Genomic DNA, 14,462 nt, shown 5'->3' on the forward strand with positions numbered 1-14,462 from the left:
GAGAAACCTCTCTTTTTGACATGATGAATTTGTAGATATTTCAACCTCGGGGATAGTACTATGTTATTATAAAGCTATCGAGAAATTCAGGACAAGAGAGGGGAAGATCGGATCATGCACCAGTTTGAAGAGAGCGTATATCGATTGATTGTGGAAACGTCAACAAACTTGCCCGGGGATGTCCGCAGGGCGGTGAACCGGGGGCGGGCCATGGAGAACCAGGCCACGCGTGCTGGCCTTGCGCTGTCGACGATCACCCGGAATATTCGAATGGCCGAGGAGCAAATTTCCCCGATCTGCCAGGATACCGGAATGCCGACGTTTATCGTCCATACTCCGGTGGGAGCGAACCAGATTGAAATGAAGAAAGCAATCCGCGCGGCGATTCAGCGGGCAACGAAAGACGGCAAGCTGCGGCCGAACTCGGTGGATTCCTTGACGGGCGAGAACAGTGGAGACAATCTTGGTCCGGGGACGCCGGTGATTCACTTTGAGCAGTGGGAGCAGGATTTCATCGACCTGCGCCTGATCCTGAAAGGGGGCGGCTGCGAGAACAAAAACATCCAGTACAGCCTGCCCGCGGAGCTGGAGGGGCTTGGACGCGCCGGCCGCGATCTGGACGGCATCCGCAAATGCATCCTGCACGCGGTTTATCAGGCGCAGGGGCAAGGCTGCAGCGCGGGCTTTATCGGCGTGGGCATCGGCGGCGACCGGACGACCGGTTACGAGCTTGCCAAGCAGCAGTTGTTCCGCGAAGTGGACGATGTGAACCCGGTTCCCGAGCTCGACCGGCTGGAGCGCTACATTATGGAAGCCGGCAACCGGCTTGGGATCGGCACGATGGGCTTCGGCGGCGAGGTCACGCTGCTCGGCTGTAAAATCGGAGCAGCCAACCGGCTGCCGGCGAGCTTTTTCGTTTCGGTCGCCTACAATTGCTGGGCGTTCCGCCGTCAAGGCGTCAAGCTGGACCCGGCTACGGGCGGGATCCAGAGCTGGATTTATCCGGCAGGCAGCGAGGTCCAGGTCGGAGATTCCCTCGAAGAACCCGCTCGCGAAGCCGCTGCGGCCGCCACCGTACCGGCAGCCGGCCAAAACGATGGCCCAAGCGGAACGTCCGCACCCAGTCAAGGCCGCGAAATCGTCCTGCGCACGCCGATCACCGAGAAGCAAATCCGCGAGCTTCGGGTCGGCGACGTTGTCATTATTCAGGGCGAGATGCACACGGGACGGGATGCGCTGCACAAATACCTAATGGATCACGAGGCGCCGGTCGATTTGAACGGGGCGGTCATTTATCACTGCGGGCCCGTCATGTTGAAGGACGGAGAGGAATGGCAGGTCAAGGCGGCGGGTCCGACGACCAGCATCCGCGAGGAGCCATACCAGGGCGATATCATCAAGAAATTCGGCATCCGGGCGGTGATCGGCAAGGGGGGGATGGGGCCGAAAACATTGGCCGCCCTCAAGGAACACGGTGCTGTCTATTTGAATGCCATCGGCGGAGCGGCGCAGTATTATGCCGAATGCTTCAAGAAGGTTAACGGCGTCGATTTCATGGAATTCGGCATTCCCGAAGCGATGTGGCATTTGGAGGTGGACGGCTTTGCGGCGATCGTGACGATGGATTCGCATGGCGACAGCCTGCATGCCGGTGTGGAGAAGGCTTCTCTGGAAAAGCTGTCTACTTTTAAAGAAACGGTGTTTAAATAACGATGAAAACCTTTCGCACAAGGCTTACCTTGATTTTAATGAGCCTGGTCGGCGTCTCGATGTTGGCCGCCGGCCTTACGATGGCTCAGGTTTTTAAAGATTCCCACATTCGTGCGCTAGAGGAAAATATGGCACGGGAAATCAATTTACTGGAGAGCACGTTCGCTTTCATTCCTCCCGATCGCCCGGATGCCGTCGATTATTACACGGACCGGGCGCGGGAGCTTGATCGGCTGACGGACTCCCGGGTCACGTTTATTACGCTTGACGGAGAGGTCATAGGGGATTCGGAAATGCTTCCGGGGGAGATGGACAACCACGCCGGACGCAAGGAAATCCAGTCTGCCGAGGGGGATGCCGTCGGCAGTGCGATCCGGTACAGCGAAACGATCGGCGAGGATATGCTGTATGTTGCGCACCGGGTCAAATCCGACCGGGGGTTTGAGGGCTATATCCGTTTGTCGATGAGCCTCGAAGCCGTGGGGAAAGAGATGAATAAAGGCTGGTACTTGATGGCGGGCGGGCTTCTCCTGTTGTTTGTCGCGGCCGCCCTCGTCAGCTACCGCGTCGCGTCCGGATTAACCAAGCCGCTGGAGCATATTACCCGGGTGGCGAACCGGATTTCCCGGCTGGATTACGACGCCAGGGTGAATCTGGACCGGAAGGATGAAATCGGCCAGTTGGGGCATGCCATCAACGGGATGGCCGACAGTCTTCAGCAGCAGCTCAAGGTGATCCACGATAACGAGGATTTGATGCAGAGTGTGCTCGCCAACATGACCGGCGGCATACTGATGGTGGATGCGTCCGAGAATATCGCAGTGATCAACCGCGAGGCGGAACGGATCCTTCATTTGCGCAGCGACCAGGTTCAGGGAAAGCCGTACCATGAGCTGAAATGGAATTACGAGTTCATGAAGTTTGTGGAGGAGGGGATCACCCGTAAGGAATTTTTGCGGGAGGAGCGGAATTTGTATTCGCCCGAGGAACGGATCGTCCAGTTTGACGGCGTTCCCATGTTTGAGGATGACGGGAGCTATCGGGGGATGCTGTTCCTTCTCCAGGATGTCACCGATATCCGCCGGCTGGAGGTCATGCGCAGCGAATTCGTGGCCAATGTGTCCCATGAACTGAAGACGCCGATCGCCGCGGTGAAGGGCTTCGCGGAGACCTTATTGGCCGGGGGCGTGAAGGACGAGGATACGAAGCGATCCTTCCTGCAGATCATATTGGATGAGGGCGAACGGCTGAACCGCCTGATCGGCGACATTTTGGAATTGTCGAAGATCGAATCGAAGCGGGTTCCCCTAGAATACGCTCCGGTTCATTTAAAGGAGCTGTTTGACAGCATCTTTGAAATGCTGGATCCGGCGGCCAGGAAGAAATCGATCGTGATGCTGCAGATGGTTCCCGAGCATTTGTTTATAGAAGGGGACGAGGATCGGCTGCGGCAAATTTTTATGAACCTGTTATCCAATGCGATCAGCTATACGCTGGAAGGCGGACGGGTCAAAGTGGAGGCTGAGGTGCTCGGCGACGGGGACGAGGAGGAAAAACTGCGGATTACGGTAAGCGATACGGGGATCGGGATTCCGAAAAAAGATCTGCCCCGCATCTTCGAACGCTTCTACCGGGTGGATAAAGCGCGGTCTCGCAGTTCCGGCGGTACGGGGCTCGGGCTTTCCATCGTCAAACATTTGACGGAGCTGCACCGGGGGACGATCCGCGTTGAGAGCAAAGTCGGTGAAGGTTCCTCTTTCATCGTGGAGCTTCCGTTTATGCAGCATCACGATGAGGAAAGTTAAGCTCGCTTTTTCCGTATTTTTATATTTTTACACCCCGTTAACATATCCATGATATGCTTGGCTTGTTTAAAGGGCGTGAAATGGGATGGATCTGCAACTACTGGAGAAAATGGGGGTTACTATGACGCAGCGATTGTTGGTAATAGAAGATGAGCCGACGCTTTCGAGACTGCTGTCTTACAATTTGACCAGCGAGGGGTACGAAGTCGTGGTGGCCGAGCATGGCCAAGCGGGCTTTGATACGGCGATGCAGCAGGATTTTGATCTCATCTTGCTGGATCTGATGCTCCCCGGCATGAACGGGTTTGAGATTATGTCCAAGCTGCGTGGAGAGGGCGTCAAGACGCCGATCATTATTTTGACGGCCAAAAATGCGGAGCAGGAGGTTGTTGAGGGACTGAAGTCTGGGGCTGACGACTACATTACCAAACCGTTCGGCGTGGCCGAACTGTTGGCTCGGGTGGCTGCCGTGCTCCGCCGTTCCAACGGCCAGGAAGAACGGGAGACCACGGCGGTGTCCGAAGAGGCGCAGATTTCGCTCGGAGCGCTGACGGTATATCCGGAGAAGTACGAGGTTACGCTGAATGGGGAACAGATCACGCTGAGGCCGAAGGAATTTGAAGTGCTCCTTTATCTGGCCCGAAAGCCCGGTGTGGTGATGACGCGCGACGACCTGATGAACGCCGTCTGGGGATTCGACTATATCGGCGGCCAGCGAACGGTGGATGTCCATGTCAGCTCGCTGCGCAAAAAGCTGGAACTGGACCCGGGTTCGGTGCACATCGATTCGATTCGCGGGGTTGGTTATAAACTTGTGGTAAACAAGAAAAAGTCGGTCCATCATTGATTTTTCGATGATGGACTTTTTTTACAAAATGATGAATATTAGGCTATTTTACATGGGTCTATCGTCCTGTGAATATTCCCGTAACAATCCTGAACTATCATTTCTGACATACCCCTGTTTGAAGTAGGGACAAGGAGTGGTAGGAGATGAGCAATCAGGCAGTACTGGAGCTAAACAGGGATACCTTTACGGATACGGCGGAATACTGCCGAAATGTCCCGGTGATCGGCCCGCATGAATTGTGCCGGGAGGTGCTGCAGATGTTTCAGAAGCAGTCCGATATTCCGTGCATCGTGATTTCCGACGAACGTCATTTTCCGGTCGGGTTAATTATGCGGGATACGTTCTATCGCTATTTGGCCGGTCGTTTTGCCGCCGACCTGTTCTATGAACGGCCCGCGCTGGAGTTCTCCGAGCGATCCCCGCTCCGCTGCGAGCTGTCCGTACCGGCTTACGAATTGCTGGATGCGGCGCTTGGCCGCAAAGGCCTTCATTTTTACGATTGTCTTATCATCACGGAGCGCGGAAAGTTTTTCGGCATTATGACGGTGCAGGACCTGATGATGCTCTCGCGAAATTTGCAGCGGGAGGCGGAGGAAGCGAGAAGAATCGCCGTGACGCAGAGCGCTACTCGCGTGTTGGAAATCGAACGGGCGGCCGGGCAGGCGTCCGAAGCCGCCAAGCGCAGCCTCAAGGAGACCGAGCGTATGTCGGGGCTGGCAACCGCAGGAAGGCTGGAACTGGAAGAGGTGAAGGCGATGTTCGCCCGCGTCGCCGAGTTGACGCGTTCGCAGGAAGGCCAGGTCACCGAGCTCGCCGCCCGCGCGGGGGAAATTTCGCAGGTTGCCGCCCGGATCCGCGAGCTTGCGGACCAGAGCGGGATGCTGGCGATGAACGCGACCATTGAAGCGGCGCATGCGGGGGAGCACGGGCGCGGGTTCGCGGTCGTAGCGAACGAGGTCCGCAAGCTGGCTTTTCAGACGAAGAAGCTGTCGGGCGAAATCGGTGCGACGCTGGAACTGGTGGGCAGCCTGGTGAATCAAACCGCAGATACCGCCGTTTCGACGGCCCGGGAGATGGAACAAAGCCAGGGGCGGGTGAACAAGGCGGAGCATACGTTTTCCCAGCTCGTCGAATCGGCTCGGCAGACCGAAGTCCGCGGGAAGGAAGTCGCCCATTCGGCGGAAACCGCCGTGCGGACGACCGGGCTTGTCAGGGAAGAATTAACGAAGCTTGCCGAAGCCGATGGAGAGTGAATTTTTACACAGCGTTTACATTTGAGCTTATCCCCTTTTACATAATTGAGGTAGAATCGTCATGTACCCATTTACCTAAGCGTCAGCACGGGCTCGCCAAGCGTGAGGTCCGTGCTTCGTATTGAGATTACATTTTTACAGAGTGGGAGAAATGACATGACCTCGATTATTCATATTGACCAACTGAACCTTTACTATGATCAATTCCACGCGTTAAAAAACGTGTCTCTCGACATTCCGGAAAAAGCGATCACCGCTTTTATCGGGCCTTCCGGCTGCGGCAAATCGACACTGCTGCGGACATTGAACCGGATGAACGACATGATTCCGGCCACGAGAATTGAAGGCTCCGTGAAGATTGCGGGGGCGGAAATTTATGGTGAGGATGTTCAGGTGGAAACGCTGCGGAAGCAGGTAGGGATGGTGTTTCAGCAGCCGAATCCTTTTCCGAAATCAATTTATGATAATGTAGCCTACGGTCCAAGACTGCACGGGATGAAAAATAAAGCCCGACTCGATGAGATCGTCGAACAGAGCTTGCGTCAGGCGGTTTTGTGGGATGAAGTGAAGGATTTCCTGAAACGCTCCGCGCTCAGTCTTTCCGGCGGCCAGCAGCAGCGGCTCTGTATTGCCCGGGCAATAGCCGTGCAGCCGCAAATTTTGCTGATGGACGAAGCGACATCGGCCTTGGATCCGATTTCGACGCTCAAGATCGAGGAGCTGGTTCAGGAATTAAAATCCAGGTATACCATCGTTATGGTCACGCATAACATGCATCAGGCAGCACGGATTTCCGACCGCACGGTCTTCTTCCTCAACGGGGAGATCGTAGAGGCCGACGATACGCGCACGCTCTTTTCCACCCCGCGGGATTCCCGTACTGAAGACTATATTTCCGGCCGTTTCGGTTAACAGAAGGAGGCTACCCGAGATGATACAAAGAAAAGAATTTGACCAGAATTTGGAGGATCTGAGACAACTGCTCAGAAAAATGGGCGAACACGTGGAGGATGCGCTAAGCGAGGCCATCTCCGCTCTGCAAGCCTTGGATACGGGCTTGGCCAAGAAAATCGTGGAGCGCGACGTGATTCTTAACGAATTGGAAGAACAGGTGATGGATCTCGGCTCCCGCCTCATCGTCACCCAGCAGCCGGTGGCGAAGGACTTGCGCCGGATCATCGTGGCCTTCAAGATATCCAGCGATCTGGAGCGGATGGGGGACCTTGCGATCGATATCGCCAAAGTCACGATCCGTCTGGAAGGGCAAACCCTGATCAAGCCGCTGGTGGACATTCCGAAAATGGCCCAACTGGTCATCGCGATGGTACGGGAATCGCTGGAGTCCTATCTCGACGAAAACACCGACCTGGCTTACAAAATGGCGAAGGACGACGATGAAGTCGATCATTTATACAGCCAAATCATCCGGGATCTGTACTCCCATATGACGGAGCATCCCGACACGCTGCAGCAGGCCATGCTTCTGACATTGGTAGGCCGTTACATCGAGCGGATTGCCGACCATGCCACCAATATTGGGGAAAGCACCGTATATTTGGTCACGGGTCACCGACCGGATCTTAACCAATAAAGAACTTTAACAGTGGAGCAAGTTTTAAAGGAGATCCTCCGGCATTTGTCCGGGGGCTCCTTTTTTGTTTTTGCTTTTTTATATAAGTGGCGCATGTGTTAGAATAGGTAAAGGATTAAGCTGAAGGACGAGGTGTCATATGGAAAAATTGATGCTACTTGACGGCAACAGCATTATTTATCGCGCTTTTTTTGCGATGCCGCCGCTGACCAATTCGAGCGGTTTACACACGAACGCCGTATACGGATTTACGAATATGCTGCTACGTCTGATCCAGGAGGAGAAACCGACCCATATCCTGGTTGCTTTTGACGCGGGCAAAGAGACATTTCGTCATGAAGGCTACCAGGAGTATAAAGGAGGCCGGGAAAAGACGCCTTCCGAGCTGTCGGAACAATTTCCGTTGATGCGCGAATTGCTGGAGAGCTTCGGGATTTCCTGGTTTGAGCTGTCCGGTTACGAGGCGGACGATATTATCGGCACGATCAGCAAGCAGGGAGAAGAATCGGGTCGTGAGGTTCTGGTCGTTACCGGGGATAAAGATATGCTGCAGGTCGTCAGCGAGAAAGTTACCGTGGCGCTGACGCGGAAAGGGATCAGTGAGGTGGAGCCTTACGGGCCGAAGGAGATCGAGGAGAAGTACGGTTTAACCCCGCTGCAAATCATCGACTTGAAAGGCTTGATGGGCGATGCTTCGGATAACATTCCGGGGGTTCCCGGGATCGGGGAGAAAACGGCGCTGAAGCTGCTGCATCAATTCGGCTCCGTGGAGGAAGTGCTGTCCCGTACGGATGAGCTGAAGGGGAAAATGAAGGAAAATTTGGTCAACCATGCCGAGGATGCAAGAATGAGCAAACGGTTGGCGACGATTTTCCGGGAGGTGCCGGTGGAACGGACCTGGAACGATATGGTATTTAACGGTCTCCGTGAAGAGACGGCGGTGCCGATATTGCGCAAGCTGGAGTTCAAATCGCTGCTGGAGCGGCTGAATTTGGGCGGAGACACCGCGGGAGCGGGAGCCTCAGCGGAACCGGAGCAAGAGGTAAACGTGACGATTGTGGATGCTGAGACCTTGTCCGAACTGGTGGAAGCCCTGCCTCGGATCGAAGCCATGCATGTGGAATCGACCGGGGAAAATCCGCACCAATCGGATGTGATGGGCATGGCTCTTTCGACGGCGGACCGTCAATTTTATCTCTCGCCCGAGTTTTTGAAGAGCGGAGAGGCCGGGCCGGTTCTTGCCTGGCTGTCCGATCCCAACGTCAAAAAACACGGGTATGATCTGCACCGGACCGATCTTGCCCTTCATTGGCAGGACATCCCGTTCGCCGGGGCGGATTTCGATATCCAGCTTGCCGCGTATTTGCTGGATCCGACGGAAGGCGATCAGACGCTCAGCGCCCTGGCCGCCAAATACGGACTGTCCTTCCTGGCCTCGGATGAGGAAGTATACGGCAAGGGAGCCAAGTTCAAAGTGCCGGATGAGGAGACGCTCAGCCGCCATTTGGCCCGCAAATGCGGGGCGATTGCGAAGATCGTTCCGCTTCAGCAGGCCGAACTCGAGAAGAACGAGATGAACCGGCTTTTCTATGAGCTGGAGATGCCGTTATCCCGGATCTTGGCGGATATGGAGAAGCAGGGGGTTGCCGTGAACCGGGATGCCTTGATCGAGCTCGGCAAAGAGTTCGAGGCTCAGATCAACAAGCTCGTCTCCCAAATTTACGAGATCGCCGGTCAGGAATTTAACTTAAATTCCCCCAAACAATTGGGCGAAATTCTGTTCGATAAACTTGGCCTTCCCGTGATCAAGAAGACGAAAACGGGGTATTCCACCGACGCGGAAGTGCTGGAGAAACTGGCCCCTTATCACGAGATCGTGCAGTATATTTTGGAATACCGCCAGTTGGCCAAGCTGCAGTCGACCTATGTTGAAGGTCTGCTTAAGGAAATTCACAGCAAGACCGGAAAAGTGCACACGTATTTCCGCCAGACGGTAGCGGCCACGGGCAGGCTAAGCAGCCAGTTCCCGAACCTGCAGAACATTCCGATTCGTCTTGAGGAGGGCCGGAAAATCCGCAAGGTCTTCGTGCCGTCGGAAGAAGGGTGGCTCATTCTGGGCGCTGACTACTCGCAAATCGAGCTCCGCGTGCTCGCGCATATTTCGGATGATCCCGGACTGAAGGAAGCGTTTCTGCACGACATGGACATCCATACGAAGACCGCGATGGACGTTTTCGGCGTGCCGGCGGATCAGGTGGATGCGAATATGCGCCGTTCCGCCAAGGCGGTAAACTTCGGCATCGTCTACGGCATCAGCGATTACGGGCTTTCGCAGAACTTGAACATCACGCGGAAGGAAGCGGCTCGTTTTATCGACCAGTATTTCGACGCCTTCGAGGGCGTGCGGCGTTACATGGACAATATCGTTCGCGATGCGAAACGGGACGGCTATGTCAAAACGCTGCTGGAACGCCGGCGTTATCTTCCGGAGATTAACGCGTCCAACTTCAACCTGCGCTCCTTCGCCGAAAGAACGGCGATGAATACGCCGATTCAAGGAACCGCCGCCGATATCATCAAGCTGGCGATGGTGCTGATGGACGAGGCGCTCCGCACCCGCGGGCTCCGAAGCCGGATGCTGCTGCAGGTGCATGACGAACTTGTCTTTGAAGTGCCGCCGGAGGAGCTTGACACCATGACCAAGCTGGTACCGGAAACGATGGAGAAAGCGCTGGACCTGTCCGTGCCGTTGAAGGCCGAGGTCAGCAGCGGTACGAACTGGTATGAGGCCAAGTAACCGTTCGAGTATCGGCTGGGCCTTCTTCAACAGCCGTAGCTTTACTATAGACATCGAGGTGACAAGACAATGCCGGAATTACCGGAAGTGGAGACGGTCAGAAGAACGCTGACCGGACTCATTGTCGGCAAAACCATCCAATCGGTCAGTGTGCTGCTGCCGCGAATTATCCAGCGGCCGGACGATATCCGGCGCTTCGAGCTGGAACTGGCGGGACACCGGATTCTGGATGTGGGCCGCAGGGGGAAATTTTTGCGGATCATTATGGACGGGCTGGTGCTGGTCTCTCATCTGAGGATGGAAGGCCGGTACGGCCTTTATGATGGCAGCGATCCGCTGGAGAAGCATACGCACGTCATATTTCATTTTACGGACGGAACGGAATTGCGGTATAAAGATGTACGCCAGTTCGGGACGATGCATCTTTTTTTGCCCGGCGAGGAATTTAGCAACCAGCCGTTGGCCAAACTGGGTTTGGAACCGCTCGACGATACCTTTACCGAGGCAGCGTTCCGGAAGGCGATCTCGGGGCGGACCACCAAGATCAAACCGGCGCTACTGAACCAGGAATACGTGGTCGGGCTAGGGAATATTTATGTGGATGAAGCGCTTTTCCGCGCGGGCATTCACCCGGAGCGCCCGGCCAACCGGCTCGGCGATGCCGAACTGACCCGTCTGTACGAGGCGATATTGGCTACGTTAACCGAAGCGGTGGAGGCCGGCGGTTCATCGATCAAATCCTATGTGAACGGACAGGGCGAAATGGGGATGTTCCAGCATTCGCTGCGGATTTACGGCCGGCAGGGAGAACCTTGCGTTAATTGCGGACAAGCCGTGGAGAAGACGGTCGTGGGAGGACGCGGAACCCATTTTTGCCCGAGCTGCCAGCCGCAATATGCGGACGAACCTGTTGTGAAGAAAAACAGCGTTCAGGGGAAGCCTAAGGAAAAAACGAAGGCGAAAGCGAAAGGTCCCGCTTCTAAACGGGCTCATACCGGAAATGGAGTGAGAGGATGAATATCGGGTTAACCGGGGGGATCGCGACCGGAAAAAGCACGGTATCACAGATGCTCGTTAAGCGGGGAGCGGCGTTAATCGATGCCGATGTCATCGCCAGAGAAATCATGGAGCCGGGTCATCCTGTTTTGGACGCGGTGGCGGAACGGTTCGGAAGGGAAATCCTGCTGCCGGATGGGCGCCTTGACCGCAAGAAGCTTGGTGCGATCGTCTTTTCCGACACGGGCCAGCGCAAGGCGCTGGAAGCCATTACGCATCCGGCGATTCGTGCGGAGATGAAGAGAATGATGACGGGAATCGAAGCGGCGGAGCCGCGAAGACTGGTTGTGGCGGATATTCCGCTCCTCTTTGAGTCTGGTCTGGAAGGGTTGTACGAAGAGGTGATGGTCGTCTACGTCCCCCGAGCCATTCAATTGGAGCGTTTGATACTGCGGGATCGGCTGACTTTAGATGAAGCGGAAGCCAGACTGAATGCCCAGATGGATATCGAAGAAAAAAGAGAGAGGGCGGATGTTTTGATCGATAACAGTCACGGCAGAGAAGAGACGGAACGTCAAATTGATACCTTTTGGCAGGATAAGGGACTGGCATGAGTTGGCTTCGTAAAAAAAGAGTGCTGCTTTTGTTGTTTTTGGGCTTTATCCTGATCTTATTTTTCAATTCCGCATGGCTGTCGCTTTTTTATCCGATCCCTTATAAAGAGGAAATTCGCCATCATGCCCGCAGCAACGGTCTGGACCCGTTGATGGTGGCCGCGATTATCAAAGTGGAAACGAATTATAAACCGGGCTCGGAGTCCAAAAAGGGAGCGCTTGGCATCATGCAAATCATGCCGGATACGGCAAAATGGGTCATCGAGAAGGCCAAGCTGGAGGATGTCCCGTTGGATCGGGTGAAAGAGGAGACGGAGACCAATATCCGGATCGGAACCTGGTATCTGAAATCGCTCTCCGACCAGTTTGACGGGAATATGATAGCGGTCATCGCCGCCTATAATGCGGGGCCGACCAACGTGAAAAACTGGCTTCGCAGCGGCCGATGGGACGGGCGGCTCGAGAGCGCGAAGGATATTCCTTTTGGCGAAACGAGGCATTATGTACAACGGGTTTCCCATTATTATAAACAGTATTCAAGTATATATGAGGATTTTTAATTCAAAAAGAAGCATGGGCAGCTAAAAAGCTGCCCTCACTTCCCGTTGATCGGTGTTTATTATCTGAATTGACCTGCCAGCGATTGCTCGGCCAGGGTCACCAAACGTTTAGTGATGAAACCACCGATCGAACCGTTCTCATAAGAAGTCAGGTTACCTGCATATCCGTCTTGTGGGAAAGAGATTCCAAGCTCTTGAGCGATTTCATATTTCATTTGCTCCAGTGCTCCGGAAGCTTGTCTAACCACCAGGTCATTCGAAGAATTGTTGTTTTGGGCCATGATGTTCACCTCCTTGTGGTTGGTAACTGTATTATGCTCGGGATTCGGCAACTTCATTACCTGTTTTTAAAGTTATATATTGGAATCAAGAAATAAGAAAGCCGTAGTTCAATGAATCGTGATATAGAGCTTAGGGCGAGAACGAAAGGAGGGAGATTCTTTTGAAATGTCCCTATTGTGATTATTTAGGTACAAAGGTGTTGGATTCCAGACCGGCGAACGAGAACCGTTCCATCCGCCGCCGCCGGGAGTGCGAAAAGTGCAACCGCCGCTTCACCACGTTTGAAATGGTGGAAGAGATGCCGCTGATCGTGATTAAGAAGGACGGCAGCCGGGAAGAATTTAGCAGAGAGAAGCTGCTTCGCGGCTTGATCCGGGCCTGTGAGAAACGGCCGGTTTCCGTAGAGCAGTTGGAGTCCATTGTTTCCGAAGCGGAGCGTTCTCTTCGGCAATCGGCCAATGCGGAGGTGGAAAGCAGGCAAATCGGCGAACTGGTTATGGAACAGCTTTATCCCGTCGATGAGGTCGCTTATGTGCGGTTCGCTTCGGTTTATCGCCAATTTAAGGATATCAATATGTTTATGAAAGAACTGAAAGGTCTCTTATCCAAAACAACCGGAGAGGATCAATAACAATACGTTATTTTCTTTACTAAGGAGTGAGAGCGAGATGCAGGCAAATCGGCTCATCGGACCCGCTTGCGGTTTTCTGGGGGGCACCACCTTCGGCAGTGGGATCGCTTTTTTGCTGGGATGGACATCTTACTCCGTCATCGCTTCCGTGTCATTCTTCGGTCTGGCCGGTGCGGCCCTCGGAGCCATAGCTGTAAAGATTCTACAAAAGCAGGTGGACTAAAACTAAAGTTCGCGCATATAACATTGGTAAACGTTTGTCCGGAGTTTCTTCTGGGCAGGCGTTTTTTTTATTCGAATTTTTTACATTGCGTTTACAAAACAAAAACATGGGTTTGATATTTGCTGCTTATAATCGAGTTGTACAAACAAATGAGGGGGAAACCTTAACAATGAAAAAGAGTTTGGTCTTGGTAATGACTTTGGTTTTAAGTTTCGCATTGGCTGCTTGCGGTCAAGGGAACAAGACGAATAGTGAGGGTGCCGGAACAAACACCGGAACCACGAATTCCGCAAGTGGAGAGAAAGGTGCCGCAAACGGTGGAGAAACAACAACTTCCGAGCTTTCCGGTTCGATCCTGGCTGTAGGTTCCTCCGCACTTCAACCGCTGGTGGATCAAGCCTCCAAGAAATTTATGGAGAAGAACCCTAAAGTATCGATTCAAGTTCAAGGCGGAGGAAGCGGTACGGGCTTGACGCAAGTATCCGGCGGACAAGCGGACATCGGTAACTCCGACGTGTTTGCGGAAGAGAAATTGGATGAGGCGGCTGCCAAAGGACTGGTTGACCATCAAGTTGCGGTGGTGGCTATGGCTGCGGTGGTAAATCCTGAAATTACGATCGATAATCTGACTAAAGACCAGTTGGTTCAAATCTTTACCGGCAAAATCACCAACTGGAAAGACGTAGGCGGTCCGGATCAAAAGATTCAAATCGTAAACAGACCGTCCAGCTCCGGTACGCGCGCTACTTTTGAGAAATACGCGCTCGGCACGAAGACCGAAGACCTTCCAGGCGCCATTCAGGAAGATTCCTCGGGCACGGTTAAAAAGCTTGTAAGCGAAACTCCCGGCGCGATCGGTTACCTGGCACTTTCTTACCTGGACGAAAAAGTGAAGACTGTAAAATATGAAGGTGTGGAAGCGACGGAAGAAAATGTAGCGAACGGCACTTATCCGGTATGGGCTTACGAGCACATGTACACCAAAGGCGAGCCGAATGAAGTGGTAAAGGCGTTCCTGGACTACATGGTATCCGATGAAATTCAAAACGCGGATGTCGTAGAGCTTGGTTACATTCCGGCCGGCAAAATGCAGGTGAAGCGCGATCTGGATGGCAACATCACGAAATAATAGATCGACATCATCATACGG

General features: G+C 54.0%; 14 protein-coding genes. 13 read left to right on the plus strand and 1 reads right to left on the minus strand.

What is annotated here, in order from left to right; genetic code table 11:
• Window positions 1–114 precede the first annotated feature (114 nt).
• The 10 genes from V4U88_RS24875 to V4U88_RS24920 all read left to right on the plus strand — a co-directional run bounded on the left by V4U88_RS24875 (window position 115) and on the right by V4U88_RS24920 (window position 12,176).
• On the plus strand, window positions 115–1,710 hold the full coding sequence (locus V4U88_RS24875; protein WP_334075893.1) for a fumarate hydratase: 1,596 nt from the start codon (window positions 115–117) through the stop codon (window positions 1,708–1,710).
• A gap of 2 nt (window positions 1,711–1,712) precedes the next feature.
• Complete coding sequence (gene pnpS / locus V4U88_RS24880; RefSeq protein ID WP_334075894.1) at window positions 1,713–3,515, plus strand: two-component system histidine kinase PnpS; 1,803 nt, start codon at window positions 1,713–1,715, stop codon at window positions 3,513–3,515.
• 121 nt (window positions 3,516–3,636) lie between these two features.
• Window positions 3,637–4,362 (plus strand): response regulator transcription factor, encoded by a 726-nt coding sequence (locus tag V4U88_RS24885; RefSeq protein WP_334075941.1) that lies wholly within the window; start codon window positions 3,637–3,639, stop codon window positions 4,360–4,362.
• A 146-nt stretch (window positions 4,363–4,508) separates the two neighbouring features.
• Window positions 4,509–5,618, plus strand: coding sequence for a methyl-accepting chemotaxis protein (locus V4U88_RS24890; protein WP_334075895.1), 1,110 nt, complete (start codon window positions 4,509–4,511; stop codon window positions 5,616–5,618).
• A gap of 156 nt (window positions 5,619–5,774) precedes the next feature.
• On the plus strand, window positions 5,775–6,530 hold the full coding sequence (gene pstB / locus V4U88_RS24895) for a phosphate ABC transporter ATP-binding protein PstB (RefSeq protein ID WP_334075896.1): 756 nt from the start codon (window positions 5,775–5,777) through the stop codon (window positions 6,528–6,530).
• A 19-nt stretch (window positions 6,531–6,549) separates the two neighbouring features.
• On the plus strand, window positions 6,550–7,209 hold the full coding sequence (gene phoU / locus V4U88_RS24900) for a phosphate signaling complex protein PhoU (RefSeq protein WP_334075897.1): 660 nt from the start codon (window positions 6,550–6,552) through the stop codon (window positions 7,207–7,209).
• 139 nt (window positions 7,210–7,348) lie between these two features.
• Window positions 7,349–10,006 (plus strand): DNA polymerase I, encoded by a 2,658-nt coding sequence (gene polA / locus V4U88_RS24905; RefSeq protein ID WP_334075898.1) that lies wholly within the window; start codon window positions 7,349–7,351, stop codon window positions 10,004–10,006.
• Window positions 10,007–10,075: 69 nt separating this feature from the next.
• A complete protein-coding gene (gene mutM, locus V4U88_RS24910; RefSeq protein WP_334075899.1) occupies window positions 10,076–11,023 on the plus strand; it encodes a DNA-formamidopyrimidine glycosylase in 948 nt (315 codons plus the stop codon).
• Window positions 11,020–11,616, plus strand: a complete 597-nt coding sequence (gene coaE / locus V4U88_RS24915) for a dephospho-CoA kinase (RefSeq protein WP_334075900.1) — start codon at window positions 11,020–11,022, stop codon at window positions 11,614–11,616. The genes mutM and coaE overlap by 4 nt, the downstream gene beginning before the upstream one ends.
• Window positions 11,613–12,176, plus strand: a complete 564-nt coding sequence (locus V4U88_RS24920) for a lytic transglycosylase domain-containing protein (RefSeq protein WP_334075901.1) — start codon at window positions 11,613–11,615, stop codon at window positions 12,174–12,176. Before coaE ends, V4U88_RS24920 begins: the two co-directional genes overlap by 4 nt.
• 59 nt (window positions 12,177–12,235) lie before the next feature.
• On the opposite strand, the gene V4U88_RS24925 is transcribed toward V4U88_RS24920, so the two are convergent.
• Window positions 12,236–12,457, minus strand: a complete 222-nt coding sequence (locus tag V4U88_RS24925; RefSeq protein WP_334075902.1) for an alpha/beta-type small acid-soluble spore protein — start codon at window positions 12,455–12,457, stop codon at window positions 12,236–12,238.
• 161 nt (window positions 12,458–12,618) lie between these two features.
• Here V4U88_RS24925 and nrdR point away from each other — a divergent pair, with 161 nt between their 5' ends.
• The 3 genes from nrdR (at window position 12,619) to V4U88_RS24940 (ending at window position 14,441) form a co-directional block, all read left to right on the plus strand.
• A complete protein-coding gene (gene nrdR / locus V4U88_RS24930; protein WP_334075903.1) occupies window positions 12,619–13,089 on the plus strand; it encodes a transcriptional regulator NrdR in 471 nt (156 codons plus the stop codon).
• A gap of 37 nt (window positions 13,090–13,126) precedes the next feature.
• Entirely contained in the window at window positions 13,127–13,312 is a 186-nt protein-coding gene (locus V4U88_RS24935; RefSeq protein ID WP_334075904.1) for a hypothetical protein, read from the plus strand.
• Window positions 13,313–13,481: 169 nt separating this feature from the next.
• Complete coding sequence (locus V4U88_RS24940) at window positions 13,482–14,441, plus strand: phosphate ABC transporter substrate-binding protein (RefSeq protein ID WP_334075905.1); 960 nt, start codon at window positions 13,482–13,484, stop codon at window positions 14,439–14,441.
• The last annotated feature ends 21 nt before the right edge of the window (window positions 14,442–14,462 follow it).

Source organism: Paenibacillus sp. A14 (assembly GCF_036864815.1).
GTDB lineage: Bacteria > Bacillota > Bacilli > Paenibacillales > Paenibacillaceae > Fontibacillus > Fontibacillus sanfengchensis.

Excerpts from the sequence above, each read along its gene's own strand:
- V4U88_RS24875 (WP_334075893.1), top strand. The coding sequence starts at position 115 with ATGCACCAGTTTGAAGAGAGCGTATATCGATTGATTGTGGAAACGTCA.
- pnpS (WP_334075894.1), top strand. The coding sequence starts at position 1,713 with ATGAAAACCTTTCGCACAAGGCTTACCTTGATTTTAATGAGCCTGGTC.
- V4U88_RS24885 (WP_334075941.1), top strand. The coding sequence starts at position 3,637 with ATGACGCAGCGATTGTTGGTAATAGAAGATGAGCCGACGCTTTCGAGA.
- V4U88_RS24890 (WP_334075895.1), top strand. The coding sequence starts at position 4,509 with ATGAGCAATCAGGCAGTACTGGAGCTAAACAGGGATACCTTTACGGAT.
- pstB (WP_334075896.1), top strand. The coding sequence starts at position 5,775 with ATGACCTCGATTATTCATATTGACCAACTGAACCTTTACTATGATCAA.
- phoU (WP_334075897.1), top strand. The coding sequence starts at position 6,550 with ATGATACAAAGAAAAGAATTTGACCAGAATTTGGAGGATCTGAGACAA.
- polA (WP_334075898.1), top strand. The coding sequence starts at position 7,349 with ATGGAAAAATTGATGCTACTTGACGGCAACAGCATTATTTATCGCGCT.
- mutM (WP_334075899.1), top strand. The coding sequence starts at position 10,076 with ATGCCGGAATTACCGGAAGTGGAGACGGTCAGAAGAACGCTGACCGGA.
- coaE (WP_334075900.1), top strand. The coding sequence starts at position 11,020 with ATGAATATCGGGTTAACCGGGGGGATCGCGACCGGAAAAAGCACGGTA.
- V4U88_RS24920 (WP_334075901.1), top strand. The coding sequence starts at position 11,613 with ATGAGTTGGCTTCGTAAAAAAAGAGTGCTGCTTTTGTTGTTTTTGGGC.
- V4U88_RS24925 (WP_334075902.1), bottom strand. The coding sequence starts at position 12,457 with ATGGCCCAAAACAACAATTCTTCGAATGACCTGGTGGTTAGACAAGCT.
- V4U88_RS24935 (WP_334075904.1), top strand. The coding sequence starts at position 13,127 with ATGCAGGCAAATCGGCTCATCGGACCCGCTTGCGGTTTTCTGGGGGGC.
- V4U88_RS24940 (WP_334075905.1), top strand. The coding sequence starts at position 13,482 with ATGAAAAAGAGTTTGGTCTTGGTAATGACTTTGGTTTTAAGTTTCGCA.